The 17,535-nt window shown below is 36.7% G+C and carries 15 protein-coding genes; 2 read left to right on the forward strand and 13 right to left on the reverse strand.

The window, feature by feature from the left end:
• Positions 1-31: 31 nt before the first annotated feature.
• Both ESP02_RS00460 and ESP02_RS00465 read right to left on the reverse strand, forming a co-directional pair.
• A complete protein-coding gene (locus tag ESP02_RS00460; protein WP_002292364.1) occupies positions 32-715 on the reverse strand; it encodes an O-methyltransferase in 684 nt (227 codons plus the stop codon).
• Positions 716-842: 127 nt separating this feature from the next.
• Complete coding sequence (locus tag ESP02_RS00465; protein WP_002372731.1) at positions 843-1,361, reverse strand: signal peptidase I; 519 nt, start codon at positions 1,359-1,361, stop codon at positions 843-845.
• A gap of 211 nt (positions 1,362-1,572) precedes the next feature.
• Here ESP02_RS00465 and ESP02_RS00470 point away from each other — a divergent pair, with 211 nt between their 5' ends.
• Entirely contained in the window at positions 1,573-3,417 is a 1,845-nt protein-coding gene (locus ESP02_RS00470) for a membrane protein (RefSeq protein ID WP_038399048.1), read from the forward strand.
• Positions 3,418-3,463: 46 nt separating this feature from the next.
• On the opposite strand, the gene ESP02_RS00475 is transcribed toward ESP02_RS00470, so the two are convergent.
• The 11 genes from ESP02_RS00475 to ESP02_RS00525 form a co-directional block, all read right to left on the reverse strand.
• A complete protein-coding gene (locus tag ESP02_RS00475; protein ID WP_002372735.1) occupies positions 3,464-4,468 on the reverse strand; it encodes a lipoate--protein ligase in 1,005 nt (334 codons plus the stop codon).
• A 10-nt stretch (positions 4,469-4,478) separates the two neighbouring features.
• Entirely contained in the window at positions 4,479-5,219 is a 741-nt protein-coding gene (locus ESP02_RS00480) for an MBL fold metallo-hydrolase (RefSeq protein ID WP_146925958.1), read from the reverse strand.
• A gap of 69 nt (positions 5,220-5,288) precedes the next feature.
• Positions 5,289-6,092 carry a DUF975 family protein gene (locus ESP02_RS00485; protein WP_002372737.1) on the reverse strand — a complete coding sequence of 268 codons (804 nt, stop codon included), beginning with the start codon at positions 6,090-6,092 and terminating at the stop codon, positions 5,289-5,291.
• Entirely contained in the window at positions 6,092-7,174 is a 1,083-nt protein-coding gene (locus ESP02_RS00490; protein WP_002372738.1) for a M42 family metallopeptidase, read from the reverse strand. Before ESP02_RS00490 ends, ESP02_RS00485 begins: the two co-directional genes overlap by 1 nt.
• Before the next feature lie 141 nt (positions 7,175-7,315).
• Entirely contained in the window at positions 7,316-8,581 is a 1,266-nt protein-coding gene (dltD, locus tag ESP02_RS00495) for a D-alanyl-lipoteichoic acid biosynthesis protein DltD (RefSeq protein ID WP_038399050.1), read from the reverse strand.
• A gap of 2 nt (positions 8,582-8,583) precedes the next feature.
• Positions 8,584-8,817, reverse strand: coding sequence for a D-alanine--poly(phosphoribitol) ligase subunit DltC (gene dltC, locus ESP02_RS00500; protein ID WP_002292356.1), 234 nt, complete (start codon positions 8,815-8,817; stop codon positions 8,584-8,586).
• Positions 8,818-8,861: 44 nt separating this feature from the next.
• Positions 8,862-10,067, reverse strand: coding sequence for a D-alanyl-lipoteichoic acid biosynthesis protein DltB (gene dltB / locus ESP02_RS00505; RefSeq protein ID WP_002372740.1), 1,206 nt, complete (start codon positions 10,065-10,067; stop codon positions 8,862-8,864).
• Positions 10,064-11,578, reverse strand: a complete 1,515-nt coding sequence (dltA, locus tag ESP02_RS00510; RefSeq protein ID WP_002372741.1) for a D-alanine--poly(phosphoribitol) ligase subunit DltA — start codon at positions 11,576-11,578, stop codon at positions 10,064-10,066. The genes dltB and dltA overlap by 4 nt, the downstream gene beginning before the upstream one ends.
• 10 nt (positions 11,579-11,588) lie before the next feature.
• Positions 11,589-11,738 (reverse strand): teichoic acid D-Ala incorporation-associated protein DltX, encoded by a 150-nt coding sequence (locus tag ESP02_RS00515; protein WP_002292353.1) that lies wholly within the window; start codon positions 11,736-11,738, stop codon positions 11,589-11,591.
• Between the two features lie 405 nt (positions 11,739-12,143).
• Complete coding sequence (locus tag ESP02_RS00520) at positions 12,144-14,186, reverse strand: ABC transporter permease (protein WP_002372746.1); 2,043 nt, start codon at positions 14,184-14,186, stop codon at positions 12,144-12,146.
• Complete coding sequence (locus tag ESP02_RS00525) at positions 14,176-14,943, reverse strand: ABC transporter ATP-binding protein (protein WP_038399052.1); 768 nt, start codon at positions 14,941-14,943, stop codon at positions 14,176-14,178. The genes ESP02_RS00520 and ESP02_RS00525 overlap by 11 nt, the downstream gene beginning before the upstream one ends.
• Positions 14,944-15,262: 319 nt before the next feature.
• Here ESP02_RS00525 and nrdD point away from each other — a divergent pair, with 319 nt between their 5' ends.
• Positions 15,263-17,452, forward strand: coding sequence for an anaerobic ribonucleoside-triphosphate reductase (nrdD, locus tag ESP02_RS00530; protein ID WP_002292349.1), 2,190 nt, complete (start codon positions 15,263-15,265; stop codon positions 17,450-17,452).
• Positions 17,453-17,535 lie beyond the last annotated feature (83 nt).

Here is a 17,535-nt window from a genome sequence, read left to right on the forward strand (position 1 = left end):
TCAATCACTTACTGATTGTCATAATCATGTATCACCAATCGATTTCTTCTGCTTCTTTTGTCATTAAGATGACGCCATCGCCTAATGGCAAGATGGTCGATGTCAAATCAGGATGGTTCATCACGACACGAAGGAATTCATTTAATTTACGATGGATAGCTCGTTTGCCACGAGGAATCTCTTCATCAGGGAGCAAGATCGTCCCACCTTGGAAGATATCATCTACCATCAAAACGCCACCTTTTCGTAACAAACGCAAACATTCAGGTAAAAATTCAATATATTTTGATTTTGCACTATCCATAAAAATAAAGTCATATGGACCAGACAACTCAGGCAGAATATCTGCGGCTTGCCCTTCAAGCAAGGTTACTTTATCTGTCAATCCTAGACGTTCATAGTTTTTTTTCGCTTTCTCAATCATGACATCGAAACGATCAATGGTCGTAACATGAGCATTTTCTCCGATTGTTGTCGCCATGACACTTGATGAAAAACCGATAGCTGCACCGATCTCTAAGATTCGTTCAGGTTGAATCTGTCCAAGTAAAAATTTCAAAAATACAACTGTTTCGTGGGGAATAACCGGTACTTCTGCTACATGAGCTTCTTCTTCCAATTTGCCTAGCTCACCCGGTAATTTTTTTTGCTGGGTACGCATAAAGTCCAATAGTTCTTCTTTGACTACAGGACGATGCATCATTTCATTGCGCATACTACTCCTCCTCTTTACACATTATACGAACAACTAGCTAAATCTACAAGCTGTATGAGTGTTTTCCGTATCACTCGTTCAGAAGAGTAATTGTATCTCTTGAATATATTTGTCTTTTTCAATATTCTCACAAAAATTTCTGTGTTCGTCTCCGCTTCTTCTTCAACTCTACAAAAGTATTCCAAGCTGTGATTCCTGTTAAGCAAAAAGCAATCGTAAAGAATAATCCCTGGATCCATGCAAATGCTGTTTTGGAAAGGACCAGACCAATATATGGAATCTGGAAGATTGGACTACCGATAATATTTCTCTTTTTTACTACTCCAGGCTCGATATAATTCCGTGTGTCAGCTTTTGTATAAAAGTCGTTGTAGTTGTTTTCAATGGCTATTACGCGACGTGTCGAGATTTTTTTCCCTGAATTTTCATAATATGTAATAATATCTCCGACTAAAATCTCATCTGTATTTTTTGGTCGTACATATATCAGATTTCCTTGTGCATAATATGGGTTCATTTCTCTATCCTCAATAATATAAGGAGTCAATCCAAAAATTCGGGGAACCAAGACGACGAGAAGAATAAGTATTAAAAATATAATCAGCGTTACAGAACTAACAAAAGTTATTTTTTTGTAATCAGGCATCGTTTTCAACTCCTTTCTTTCTTCAATCCTTCTTAATCATATAATAACGATAAATTTTTTTCAAATTATAACTGTAAAAACACATTTTTATGACAACGACGTTTTTTTGATTCTATTTCCTCATCTTTATCTCATTTTTTATTATAAATAATTGACGTTAGTTAAAAAAACGTTTACCCTAAAATTACAAGTTTTAGAAAGGAATACCTTTATGGCTTTTTTTAATAACATATATAATAAAAAAGAATCTTTCTATATGCGTATAAAATGGAGCATAATAATTATATTATCATTGTTATTTTTAGCAGGAATTGCTTATTTCTTCTATTTTATCTTTTCTCCTGCTGATAGTAATCAAATGAAAGAAATAAAAGATTCATGGGTTTTCTATTCAAAAGATGATCCTGATTTTAAGTTTGACAGTAAGTACACTCGTATGATTCCTACCGTAGACAAAGACGAAACATTTATCATGGAAACGACACTTGAGAAACCGTTGAACGAAGCAAATTTACTAATCAAAGGAAATCATCAATGGATTACTGTGTATCTAAATGGAAACATTTTATACCAACGGGAAGATTACGACGCAGAAAGCAACCCTGGACTATCACTGGCTGTGATAGATTTACCATCAGATTACATCGGAAAAAAATTGATGATCTCTGTCTCATCTCCTTATCAAAACTACGCTGGATTGCCGCCGAAAGTCTATATAGGTACAACTGGTCCGTTAATCGGTTTTATCTATTCTCAATCAGTACCGCAAGTATTAACGATGATCATTGCAGTTTTCATTGCTATTGGGACGTTTATCTATACTATCTACTTGATGTACAAACAAAAACGGCTTGAATACTCGCTGATTATCTTAAGCTGCTTTGCTTTGGCATTAGGATTTGAAGCTGTTTCAGAAGATATTTTAAGTGGCATTCTTTTTGAACCATTCGTTCACTCTTTTTTATCTCATTTATTTATTATCCTAACCTCGGCTTTCATTATCTGCTATTATTGGAGCCGGATGATTTATTATAAAAAATGGTATGGGATTTTTTGTATAATCCAGCTTTCGATCTTTTCTGGTGTTCTGCTTTATGCAACTTTTACTTCTGCAGAACTTCCTGAATTGATGCCAATTGCTAATATAGCTAGTGTTATCAGTACTCTAGTCACTTCGCTTACCTGCATTGGTGAAGCCTATAAGAACAATCGTTTTTATGTAGTTTGTACACCTTGGATCGTCTTGGTTGCCATTATCCACTGCTTGATTTATATCCAAACAGCACTAGGGATTTATCAAACGACGATCAATTGGTCTACGATTTTATTCATTATTATTTTGATTGTTATTATCAGTTACAATCTGATTGACCACATTATGAACACAGATAAAGACCGAAGACAAGTAGATTTCTTAAAAATCAAAAACGATTTGTTGGAACAGCATTATGAGCAACTTCGACAGCATATCCAAGAAGTAAATACGCTTCGTTTAGAATTTGTTCAGGAAATGGAAAATCTGCAAGACTTAATGCATACGGATCAAGTAAAAGCAAAAAAATATGTGGAAACAATCTTGGAAGAAGCAAAAAATTTTGAAATGCTGTGTTCTTTTTGCAATCATCAGATGACAAATCTGATTTTCGCGCGCTATCAACAGTTAGCTGCTAAACGGAATATCCAGATCACCTTCCAAGCAGAACTTCCTGAGGAGCTTCCTATCAAAGATGATGATCTAGCCCAGCTTTTGATTCATGCCCTAGAACATTCCTTTAGAGAAACTCATGCCATCGAAAATCCGCTGTATCGAAAAATTCATTTGTCGATACACGAACAAGAGGATCATTTCGTCATTTGTTGCGAACATAGTGCACATTATGATACGAATATGTTCAGTCGAGGTATCACAGAAGAATTAGATGATCAGGAACGCTTTGATTTGATGATGATGAAAGATGTGGCAGATCGTTACACTGGAACACTAACGCAGGAAAAAGATACATTGATTGATCGGATCACTGTTCAGCTTTCCCGAAATTACTCGAATTCTATATAAAAAAGCAGTGGGATCCAATACATAAGGATTCCGCTGCTTTTTGTTTTTAATAAAGTAAGGTAAGCAATTCTTCTGGTTCTATCGCACCAAAATATTTTTTCACATCAATTTGGTCAACTATTTTTGATAGAGATTCTTTATCATATTTCTGTCCCACCAATTTTTTTTCGACATCAGAGATATCTCCTAGTCCGAAGAAATCACCAAATATTTTTGCTTCTTTAATCATTCCTTCTGATACATTCAAGTGGACTTCGATCGAACCGATAGAGAAACGTTTTTGACGAGAGAAATTGAAATCTGGGGACTTTCCGTAATTCCAATCCCAATTTCGGTAATATTCTTCAGAGATTCGATTGATTTTCTTCCAATCTTCGTCGGTCAATTCGTACGTTTTTACTTCCTCTACTGATTCTACTCCAAAAATTTTCAACAAGATTTCTTGACGAAATTCTTCCGTTGTCATTTTTTGTTTTTCTTCGGGAAGAAACGGTTTGATATTCGTCACACGAGAACGGATCGATTTGATTCCTTTTGATTCGATTTTGTCTTTTTTTACTTTTAATGCATTGACTACTTCATTGATATCAGAGTCGAACATGATCGTTCCATGAGCAAACATTCGGCCGTTGGTAGCATACATCGCATTACCGGAAAATTTCATACCATCAATGACTAAATCATTTCGGCCTTTCAACTCAGCCCCGGCAACACCCAATTCATGAAGTGCTTGGATGATTGGTTGTGTTACTTTCGCAAAATCACGGAAGGAATCACCATCATCAGGCATAATAAAACTAAAGTTCAAGTTCCCAAAATCATGGTAGACAGCTCCGCCTCCACTTAGACGGCGGACCACATGAATACCATGTTCTTCCACATAGTCTCGATTGATTTCTTCAATCGTGTTCTGATTCCTACCGATGATGATTGAAGGTTCATTGATATAAAAGAGCAAAATGGGTTCATCTAATGGCATTTCTTGCAACAAATATTGTTCAATTGCTAAATTGATTCTTGGGTCGTGGTTTTCATTTGGTACAAAAATCATGTTCTTCCTCCTAAATGTCAAACACTTTGTCAACTGCAGCAAGTTCTACATCTATCCCTTTACCTGCTGCTTTTTGCGCTTCATTTTTCAATTGTTCTAAGTCGCCAAACTGAGGTAGATGGGTAAGTACAAGTTTCTTTGCGTTAGCTGATTTCGCCAGTTCTCCAGCTTCTTTTGAAGTGAAATGTGCATGATGCTGTTCATTTCCTTCAAATAGATAGGTATCTGCTAGAAACAAATCAGCCTCTTTCGCAAAATCAGCGAAACTTTCCAAATAACCTGAATCTCCTGTAAATACGAATACTTTCCCCGTTGCTTCTTCTACGATTCGCATGGCGTAACATACTACTGGATGGATTGTTTCCATAAAAGTAATCAGAAAAGGACCAATTTTTAATTCTTCGGCTTCAAAATAAGGATGTCCTTTTGAGACATTCGCCATCGTCAATTCTTCAAAGTGGACAGAATCTTTTGTGTGCCCGTAAATTGAAAGCAATGTCTCCGGATCTCTTTTGGGATGAAGTTGCCAGTAATACTGTAATACACCAAGGTCAGCAATATGATCATGATGATAATGGCTAAGGATCACAGCATCCAAATCAAGTGTATCAAGATGTTCTTGTAATTTGATCAGCGTAGCACTACCTGCATCAATCAACAAGTTGAAACCGTCAGATTGAAGTAAATAACCTGTTGTCCCTTGATTTTTATAAGGATACGCCCCTAAGCAGCCTAAAACAGTTAATTTCATCATACATTCCCCCTCAAAGATTTATCCTACCACAAAAGTTATTTTTCTAATGAATAAACTGCTTACAGATTAAGCAAAATAGGCTTCTGGACCACCTTTTTCAATCCGTGCTTGTTCATAAAATTCTGCAACTGATACATTCACATAAACGATGACCCACAAAAGACCGATGAATAAAGCGATTGCCCCTAACAAATACCAGCCGATAAAAGATAGTTGCAACAAAATATACGTACCGATTCTATCTTTCAATAAGAACCAGCCATATTTTAAGCATTGTACAACCGACAAATCAGGATAGTCGAACTTCGTCCATGCAGCAAATTGGAACAATCCGCCAACGATGCTCATGATAAGTGCTGAAACAAAAATCATCCCTACCATTGATAAAACAAAGCTGATATCAAGAAAATCTCCTGGCATGACATCCGTAGGTACCGTACTTGAACTGAAAAGCAACTGCGTATAAGCACTCACTCCACTGATTAAAAACATGGGCAGAAAGATCAAACTGTTGAGCAACCAGTTGATGATTGAATTAATCAAATTGATGACAAGTATCGAACCAAAATATTTTTTTTGGAAAACTGAAAATAGAAGATTGCTTTTTGGTCTGCCACCTCGTACAACTACTAACGCAATATAAAACAATGCATAGTTGAATGCGAATAAAAGCAAATTATCGACTAGAAAACTCAATAGGTTTTGCTGCAAGCTTTCTTCCGTAAAAGGACTGAAACCGTCAAAAAAATTCTGTATGACGCTCGTGAACAATATGGATAAGAAAACAAGCCAAACATTGATTCCCCATTGATTCTCCAAAGAAGCTCGCGCTTTTTTTCGATATTCAGAAATAGGCATTTTATTATTCATTATTCATAACTCCGGATTTTTTCAACTGTTTCACTATCAAGTCGTTTCACTAACTCAGTAACTAGCTTCACTGTATTCAAATAATCATCTTCATGGATCACTGATGTGTGGGAATGCAAATAACGAACAGGAACAGTAATGGCTACAGAAGGAACGCCGTCTCTTGTCAAATGCATTTGTCCTGCATCCGTTCCACCGCCAGAAATCACTGTATATTGGAATGGGATAGCCATTTCCTCTGCTACATCGATAACGAAATTCAATAATTTTTTGTGCGGAATCATCGATGCATCAAAAATCAAAATCTGTGGACCTTTTCCTAAAATCGAATCTGCTTCTTTTGGTGTCATTCCTGGAGTATCACCTGCTGTACCAGTATCTAAAGCAAAAGCAATATCCGGATTTACAAGGTGCGTGCTTGTTCGAGCGCCTCGCAAGCCCACTTCTTCTTGCACATCGCTTCCTGCAAATAAAACATTTGGATGTGCTTCTTTAGATAGATTCTCCAATACTCGCAAAGAAACAGCTGTCCCTATCCGATTATCCCATGCTTTTGCCAGTAAATATTTACTGCCGTTCATTCGTTTGTATTCAATATATGGGGTGACCATATCTCCCGGACGTATGCCCCACTCTTTGGCTTCTTCTTGGTTTGATGCGCCGATATCAATAAACATATCTTTGATTTCATATGGTTTATTTCGTACCTGAGGTGTTAAAACATGCGGTGGTTTTGAACCAATTACCCCGTGAATGATTTTTCCTTCTCGTGTTTTGATTTCCACTTGCTGAGCAAGCATCACCTGTCCCCACCAGCCTCCAAGTGTTTGGAATTCCAAGAAGCCTTTTTCGGTTATTTTTGTTACCATAAAACCAACTTCGTCCATATGACCAGAAATAAAGACTTTTGGTCCTCCGCCAGCGCCATGCTTAGCAATCACACTGCCTAATCCGTCATAAAAAATATCATCAGCGAATGGTTTAGCATATTCTCTGAATACTTCTCTTACCTCTTCTTCATTCCCAGGTACTCCTTTTGCAGAAGTCAAATCAATTAATAGCTGTTCTTCTTTTGTATCCAAATGTTTTCCCCCATTTCTATATTCATATTGTGATTATACCATTGCTTTTGTTTTTTGTTCAGGCAAACTTGGTATTTTTACTGTTTTTTTCAGAATATTCTAAAATAAATAAAACAGGCAGATATTCTCCACCTGTTTTATTTATTTTAATCGTAGTTTATCTGGTACTTGCTGTTGCCAATCTTTGCTGAAAAAAGCATCATCGAGATGGTACCTACTAGGAAGCTGGTTTTCTTCTAAAAACGGTCTAATCTGTTGATCTGCGGCTAGCCAGCCTTTCCACCCTAAATGGATCGTATCTTCCATAAAATAATTGGTACCAGCTTGATTGACAAAATCAGTTATTCGATTGAATCCTTGGCTATTTAATTGAAATTTGATTTTTTTGGCAAATCCTTGTAGCATTTCTTGAGATAGTCCGGTATAATCGCTCCATTTCTCGTTAACCGGTGGAATGATAAACAACACTTCATTATGATTTTTTGCTAATTGATCCAAGATTAGCTGAAAATCAGAAAATTCTGGTGAAAAACGATAATCCCAATTTTTTTGTGACTGTTTGAGTTCTGGCTCGTGGGATCGGATACGATGTGTATAAAAATCGTTTTTCAAACCAAATGGATTATTTGTCGTTTCTTGTTTTCCAATCTTATCTGCCAAAATGGATAATTCTGTTTCTTGATAGTGGTCTGGTAATCGTTTTGATTCATGATCGATTTTTTGCTGACGATCTTTCAAACCGATATCACTGAATATCTCATCCTCACGCTTCAACATGTTCCATTGGCTGTGCAACTGATCCAAAGATTCAGGTAAAGGTAACTTTCCTTCTTTAATCGTTTGTAGAATTCCTGTCAGCGTATCGTTCTCTTTTACTTTTGAAAAAGTTAATAGCCTTCTAGCTAAATAGCGATCAGCTGACGTAACTTTTTTCAATGAGAACAACCAATCATAGGTCTGAAGTTCAGAATAGTAAGTGTTGAAATAATCTGTTTTTACACCATCTTTTACAAACCATTGAGGAGAGATGATAAACACCACTTTTTTGTTTTTCAAATCATCCCCTGCAGATCGCATCATCATATATTGACTTAATGATTGTGTTCCCGGCGCTCCTAGCAAGAAAGGACGATAACCTCTATCATATTTTTCAGCCAAAACAGACGGATGAAATGGACTGATCCTGCTTAATTCACTCGACCCAAAAAAGGGGATATATTGTTTTTCAGACAAAGCTTTGTTTTTTATTGCATCGCCCTTTAGTACATTTGCTGACATAGATGAAGACGCTCGCTTGATTACTTCCGGGTTATCAATATTTACTCGATAGGAAGAAGTGAAGAATAGGGCAAGCAGACCAAAAGCGAGAACAACAGGTCCAAAAATAGCAAAGAGTTTCTTTTTCATACTCAACCCTTCAATGCAGTTGCTTGTTGAATGATTTTATTCGGTGTGCGCCAATCCTCCCGCTCGAATTCAGAGACTGGGACTTGGATATCCAACTCTCCGTCTAGCTCGACTAATAATTGCACAGATGCTAAAGAATCAAGCAAACCTTCATCAAATAAATCAATATCACGATTTTTTCTTACTTCATCTGTTCCTGTTATTTCTTCTAAGATTGATAAAATTTGTTCTTCCATTTTCCTTTTCTCCTTTGTTATATAAATTAATATGTCTCTATTCGTTAGCTAAAAAAAAGTTTATCTAAAAATCCTGAAAAAATCAGGAAGCTGAAACATACCGCTTGAAATGTCAAAAATACGGCTACGCCATGCGTAAATTTGTTAGAAGGCAACTGATCTTTATGCTTCTTCTTAAATCGGATCCATGCATCTGTCAGACAGATCAGACAAGCATGATACAGACCGTATACGATGTAGTACCACGTCAATCCATGCCAGACACCCATTAGAAGAAATAAAGCGAAATACCCGATATTTGACATCACGATCTTGCTTTTAAAAATTTTTTTCTTCATCATGAAGAACATCAACCGCATATACACGTAATCGCGGAACCAAAAAGACAAGGTCATATGCCATCGATTCCAGAATTCTTTGATATTCCATGATAAAAATGGTTTATTGAAATTGATTGGCGTCTGATACCCCATCATGTAGCTTGTACCGACTGCAAACAAACTGTAACCTGCAAAATCAAAAAATAAATACATGCTATACACGTACATGTAACCCACTAACGCCCATGAAATCCCACCATGCTGCAATGCAATGCGCCCTACTACAGGGAGCAGTACTTGACCAAAATAATAACCGATAATGAACTTATATAAAAAACCGACAAAAATATTTTGGACGCCTTTTCCCAAGAGATCAACATATTTATCACGAACAGGTGGATGGAGCTGATCCTTTTCAAATCTCCTATAACGATCGATGGGTCCAGAAGATATTGTCGGGAAAAACAGCAGAAACTGGATATAACGAAATGGATGATATACTTTGATCATGCCATCTCTTATTTCCATGATCATTTGCACAGACTTAAAGGTTAAATAAGAGATTCCTAAAAAACCAAGTAGCGATGCTTTTCCATGTTCAAAAAAAGGAGTCACTTTCGTTAAAAACAGTGGAATTATTGCTAAAATAACGGCGGCGTAAAACCATCCTGTTTGATTTTTCCTTTGCCGGTGAACAAAATAGCCCCATACAAGGATTGTCTGCCAAAAAACATACCCAATCAGCGCCGCTCCCTGTTCCCAATAAGTACCTCCAAAGCTGACAAATAAAAAGAAAAGTGTCACCACTGATTGATAAATTGGTAATCTTTTTTTCCATATCAGTAAAGATAGAACGATTGGTATAAGCGCAATGGCTAAAAGAAAAAAATAAAACGGCTCTGCGTAAGGGATCATATGAGGAAACATCATTCAGGATTCACCTCAGCTGTTAATTTTTTTCGATCAATTTTTCCATTTACTGTCTGAGGCAGCAGATCGACATAATGGAACTTCTGAGGAATCATATACTCCATCACAACTTGCAGTAATTGTTCTTTGATCGATTTGGTCAGTTGAAAATCCGGTTGTTTCGTTGTGTTTTCTAATACGATGAAAGCAACAAGCTGCTGCACTTTTGTTCCTTGATATTTTGGTACGACAACGGCTTGTTTGATCCGGGAGTCTTGGAGTAGATAATGTTCGATATCCCCTAACTCGATCCGGTAACCATGCAATTTGACTTGCTGATCCATACGGCCTTCATAAAATAAAAGCCCATCTTCATCCAACCTTCCTGCATCCCCTGTATGGTAACTTGCTAAGTCATTTTGACAAAAGAACGCAGCTGCTGTTTTTTCTGGATTGTTCAGGTAACCTTTTGATACGCTTGGTCCTGCAATAATGATTTCACCAGTTTCTCCTTTTGGAACAAGTTTGTCTTCTTGGACAATAGAAACTTTGGTGTCTTTTTTTACATAGCCAATCGGTAGTCGGTCATATTTATCTAGTACGTGCTGATCAATCTGAATACTTGAAATAGCCACAGTTGCTTCTGTTGGACCGTAAGTATTATATATCCGTGCATTTGGGAATCGATCAAGTAGCGTTTCTGCAGTTTTTTTTGTCAATTCTTCTCCGCAAAATAAAAACATGTCCAATTCTGGCACATTTTCTCCATTGAAGGTAGGCTCCATCAAGCAAATATCCATAAAAGATGGAGTAGAAACCCAAATATTCAACTTCAAGTTAGGCAATGTCGCGAATAATTGACGAAAATCTTGAATAACTGCTTTATTTAACGGCTTCAGCATTCCACCAGAAACTAATGCAGGATAAATAGAAAATACCGATAAATCAAAAGAAAATGGCGCTTGGGCTAAGAAATGCATACCAGGCTTGATCCCAAAGTCTTTCATCGTCCATTGAACAAAGCTGACTAGATTATCATGACTGATTTGTACGCCTTTTGGTTCCCCAGTAGTACCAGAAGTAAATATAATATAAAAATTTTCTGTACCTTTTACGCTGTTTCTGGGATAAAATTCTACTGGTATCTTCTCGATTTCTTGAAATTCTTCTTTTGTTACGACAGGAACAGAAGGAATATCTTCTATCCAATTCCCAATACTGATGACCATAGATGGTTTAGCCACCCGAAAGATCGATAGGATACGTTCTTTGGGTGTATGTTCTTCAATTGGCAAATAGGCATGACCAGATTTGACAATTCCTAGAAATGCGACAATCATCTCAAATTCTAAATTACCAAAAACGACGATTGGTCCATCTCCTTCTACCTTTTCTTCTAAATAATAAGCAAGTGCGTCTGATGCTTGTTTCAATTCTCCAAAAGTATGCATCTCATCCGCCTGATAAGCAATTCGATCAGGTTCGCTTATTCCCCAATCATCGACTGCTTCAATAATCGTTTTGATTTCCATACTCTTCCTCCTAAAATTCGTTATAGATAAATGTTCCTCCTTGAATATTTTTATAGTGATACAGGTAGATCAGGAACAGCAGTACCGCACTATAAAAAATTGTTCGAATGATGAATTTTCCCCAATAATTCAATTTTGGATTAGACCACCATTTGTTCATTGGATTCCCTCCTCATATAACCTCACACAAAGTGTAACGAATTTTGACAAAAAGAAACATGTGTCTAGCTTACAGAAACCGTTTTTTTACTAACAGTTTTGTCACATAGCTTTTATAAAAATAGCACATCAAAACACTGCTTTTTTCTTTATAATTTCTAGTAATTTTCAAAAATATAAAAAATAAAGAGGTTGTGACAAAAAACGTGTCACAACCTCTTATTCCAAATAAACGGTGTATAAAAGCTTGCATTTGCGGTAATAAGTCCAGCCAAATCAAAAACATGGGAAACTATTTTTGTTTGGCTGTTTCTTATTGCTTGATACAGGACAGCTTTTTCACAACCTCTTCTTTAAACGGTGCTTAAAATTTAGTTCTTTTTATTATCTTGTCTTATTCCGCCTGTCATTCCTCGATAATCCGACAATATAACTGACTCGTAATGACATAAAGCAAAAGATAGATAAGAATCAATAAGCCACTGACAAGATAAGCCAACCAATAATCGGCAGTTTTGATATACTGAGTGAAAACATTGATTGCAAATACTGCATGAGTGATTCCTAATATCATGGGTGGAAAAAAGGTAAGTGCGTTTTGCTCGAAAATCATCCTTCTAATTCTTCTTTGTGGTATCCCCAGTTTAGTTAATAGGTGATAATTTTCTTTTTCTTCCTCTGCTTCTGCTAATTGTCGAACGGTCAGAATACTGCCAGTAGCAATAATGACGATCATTCCGACAAACAGTGTGACAAAAATATTGATACCAATCCGCCGGTTGACTGCACGCAATTTTGAATAGCTGGAAGAGAAGTTCAACCGAGAACCTTCTTGACTAAATTGCGCTTCCTTCATTTTGTCATCTGGCAGTTTCTTTGTACTAATTTCTCCTTGCAGACGCCCATTTACGATATCATAAGAATAATAAATAGCATTGAGCCACTTTATCGACATTTCACTGCTCAGTCGTTCATCTATCTTTTCATTATTTCCACCTGACACATCCACATTGACCACTTGATAATCTACACCTTTTGCTTTTTCGAAAACGTTATCATCCACGACTAGTACAGGACTTAGATATACCATCGTTTCATCACCTAATACACTTGGAAGCATTTGTTTAATCTTCAACTCTTGATTATCTGGCAATCCAATACTAGAACCATATAATGAAATATTCCGGAAAAGAGTTTGCATTTGATCAAGCAAAACAGTATGGTTGGGAGATTTCAAAGAAACGTTTGGCAAATCCGGATTAACTTTTCTGAAGGATTGATATTCTGTTTCTGAGATCAGATTAGCAGTTTGAAACATAGGTTCTTCGAGATCTGGTCTGTAGATACTACCTATGACTTTATAATGCAAGGTGATTTCTTTAGTTATCTTTTGTCCTTCCTCTGCCAGAATAGGCTTGATTTTTTTCCCTGTCTCGACATCAAACTGATAGTCCATCGGGGAGGATACTTTCTCCTGATACGATAAAATAGTAGAAATACTAGCCGTACCGCCAATCGTCATTAAAGAAATTCCAAGAATGACTGTAATTAGAGAATTCGTACGCCAGCTTTTGAGCAGGTGCACTTGTGTATTACCTATTATTAAAAAATTGATCCCATAGTAATAGAGCTTCCATTTACTCAATATGATCAAAAAGAGCCGAAATGTATAGCAGAAAAACAAATAAGTACCAATCACACAAATGAAAAAGATCAGAAAAGGCAAAAAGAGAATGAATGTCTCAAGGTAATGATGACTGATCATCCATGAAGTGATTTCTCTAAAATGACTAGCCCCAAAATATCCGCTCGTTAAAAGCAATAACCCAATGACAGCGAATAATCGATGCCTTGTTCTGAAACGCATCGTTGAACTATCTGCTTGTTCTTTTTCTCCAAAACTTCGAATCATCGGGTAGCGCCAGATTTTCCATATCGAATACACAGATACTGCTAAAAGGATGATGAAAAAAGCAAATAAAGTATCTGCGACTGATGGAATGGAGATAAAAAACGGACTATTAAGATCCATATCCATCATTCGAACCAAAATCATGGAAAAGAGTTTGGAGAAAATAATGCCGAGCAATATCCCAAAAATACAGGCAAATAACCCAATTATCATGATTTCCAACACATATATACCTGAAATTTGTAGTTTGTTCATACCAAAAAGTTGATAGATACCTATTTCTTTTTGTCTTCTATTCAAAAAAAATCGGTTGGCACTGAATACGAAAAAAAGTAAAACGACAGTAATGATCAGTCCGCCAAAACTCAATCCGCCATCTATCGAAGTATCTGGACTTGCTCTTCTAACTAAAGATTGATCATAGGTCATTGCGCTGAATGAATAATAAATCATCACGGATAAAGTCAAACTGAAAAAATAAACAAGATACCCTCGGGACTGCAGAAAAAAGCTTTTGACGGCTAGTTTATACAGCATTCATTTTTCCTCCTCCACCAATCGTTGCCTGCATGTCGATTACTTTTTCAAAGAATTCTCTTCTTGTCCCTCTTCTCACAACTTCTGAAAAAATCACGCCGTCTTTAATAAATAAAATTCTGTCACAGTAGCTCGCTGTATATGGGTAATGGGTGACTAACAAGATCGTCGCTTTTTCTTTTTGATTCATAGTCTGTAAATAATTCAACAATTCTGTGGCCGACTTTGAATCTAGAGATCCAGTTGGTTCATCTGCAAAGATTACTTGTGGCTGAACAACAAAGGCTCTAGCGGCTGCAATTCGTTGTCGCTGACCGACAGAAAGCTCATCTGGATATCGTTTTAGCAGTTCTTCTATATTCAACAATTGAGCTACGTGTCTTACTCTCTTTTCCATCTCTTCCTTAGTCATCCGTTCAACTGCTAGGGGCAATAGGATATTGTCTTTTGCATTTAAAGTATCGATCAAATTGAATTCTTGAAAAATGAATCCTAGTTTTTTTCGGCGAAAGTCACTGAGCTCACTATTTTTCATTTTTGTGATTTCTTTTCCTTGAATCAAGACACTACCCATCGTAGGCAAATTAATCGTGGATAAAATATTCATCAACGTCGTCTTACCTGCACCACTTGGACCCATGATTCCAACAAATTCGCCTTCTTCTACTGTGAATGAGATATTATCTAAAGCTTTGACGGGAGAAAGTTTGCTACCGTAGCTTTTACTGAGATGTTTCACTTCGATCATCTTTTCCAATTCTTCTTCTCCTCTTTCATTTCTGTTTATTTGCATAGTAGCATATCTACGAACAATTTGCTCTTATGTTTTTGTCACTTTTTCTTAGCCCAAATAAAAAAATTTTATTCAATTATTTTATTCAGCTAAATTAAATATGCAAAAAATAAATCCATCAACTACAAGTTTTCACTTTTTTTCACAATAAAATATACACTACATATAGTATAGAAATCCAATTATACAGCGGATTGAATACTATATATAGCCGATAATTAGTTGCTCCTTCCTAAATTTTGTTTTATGATAGACAAGAACAATTTAGCAGGAGTTGAAGATAATGAAAGTAAATTATGAAGAGAAAACAGTCGTTACTCAGCAACCAGAGGCACACCAGATGAAAGTTATCAAACGAGATGGCCGCCATGTTGATTTCGATGAACAAAAGATCAACGAAGCACTAATCAAAGCTGAAAAGAAAATTCACGGCTCATTATCCCCACTTACTTACGAAAAAATCCAAATGATTGCAGACTTGGTTGTCCAAGAAATCAAAAGCCGGTTTGCTGAAAATGTCAAGATCTATGAGATTCAAAACATCGTGGAACATATCTTATTAGAAAAAAACGAATATGAATTAGCAGAAGAGTATATCAATTACCGTACAAAACGGGATTTTGCTCGTAGTAAAGCGACAGATATCAACTTTTCGATTGAAAAACTAATCAACAAAGACCAGACTGTCGTGAATGAAAATGCCAATAAAGACAGTAATGTTTTCAATACACAGCGTGATCTAACAGCCGGCATCGTCGGAAAATCAATCGGACTGAAAATGTTGCCGCCACATATAGCAAATGCGCATCAAAAAGGTGATATCCATTATCATGATTTGGATTATCATCCTTACACACCGATGACAAATTGCTGCTTGATTGATTTCAAAGGTATGCTGAACAACGGTTTCAAAATTGGAAATGCGGAAGTGGAATCACCTAAATCTATCCAGACAGCGACAGCACAAATCTCACAGATCATTGCTAATGTTGCGTCAAGTCAATATGGTGGCTGTTCTGCCGACCGAACAGATGAATTGCTGGCTCCTTTTGCAGAATTGAACTATAAAAAACATCTAAAAGACGCGGAAGAATGGATCGATTCGCCAGAACGCCAAAAAGAATATGCAAAAGCAAAAACCAAAAAAGATATCTTCGATGCTATGCAAAGTTTGGAATATGAAATCAATACCTTATTTACTTCAAATGGGCAAACCCCTTTCACTTCATTAGGGTTTGGTTTGGGGGAAAACTGGTTTGAAAGAGAAATCCAAAAAGCGATTTTACAGATCCGAATCAATGGATTAGGGAGTGAAAAGCGAACAGCTATCTTCCCTAAACTGATCTTCACTTTGAAAAAAGGTGTAAACTTAAACCCTGAAGATCCTAATTACGACATCAAACAACTAGCATTGGAATGTGCAACGAAACGAATGTATCCTGATATTCTGAATTACGACAAAATCGTCGAATTAACTGGAAGTTTCAAAGTACCTATGGGCTGTCGTTCATTCTTGCAAGGATGGAAAGACGAAAATGGTCAAGAAGTAAATGTCGGACGAATGAATTTAGGTGTGGTTACATTGAATTTACCAAGAATCGCGATCGAATCAAAAGGAGATCAGAACAAATTCTGGCAGTTACTGTCTGACCGTTTGGAAATCATGAAAGATGCGCTTCTCTATCGTGTAGAACGTTGTAAAGAAGCCATTCCAGCAAATGCGCCAATCTTATATATGTATGGTGCTTTCGGAAAACGTCTTTCACGTACCGATTCTGTCAATGAATTATTCAAAAACCGTCGAGCTACTGTATCATTAGGCTACATTGGATTATATGAAGTTGCTTCAGCTTTCTTCGGTGGCGAATGGGAAACAAACCCAGAGGCAAAAGCTTTCACACTTGACATCGTCAAAGAATTAAAAGCCAATGCGGATGCATGGGGTGATGAATACGGTTATCATTTCAGCGTCTATTCAACACCAAGTGAAAGTCTGACTGATCGTTTCTGTCGTTTAGATACAGAAAAATTTGGTATCATCGAAAACATCACAGATAAAGAATATTATACAAACAGTTTCCACTATGATGTGCGTAAAAACCCAACGCCATTTGAAAAATTGGAATTTGAGAAGGATTATCCAAAATATTGTTCAGGTGGATTCATCCACTACTGTGAATACCCTATGCTCCAACAAAATCCGAAAGCTTTAGAAGCTGTATGGGATTTTGCATATGATAAAATCGGGTATCTTGGTACGAATACGCCAATTGACCATTGCTACCAATGTGGTTTTGAAGGTGATTTCAAACCAACAGAACGAGGCTTCGAATGTCCAGAATGTGGAAATCATGACCCAAAAACATGTGATGTAGTCAAACGTACTTGTGGCTATTTAGGAAATCCACAAGCTCGTCCGATGGTACATGGTCGCCACAAAGAAATTTCCTCACGTGTGAAACACATGAAATGAGGTTGTGAAATCAGCGTCCTAACCTGAGTATTAGAGAAGCAAAATGGAAAAATTGCTCCTCATATTTTACCGTTTTTTTGAGC

This window comes from Enterococcus sp. NBRC 3427 (genome assembly GCF_007996925.1).
GTDB lineage: Bacteria > Bacillota > Bacilli > Lactobacillales > Enterococcaceae > Enterococcus_B > Enterococcus_B lactis.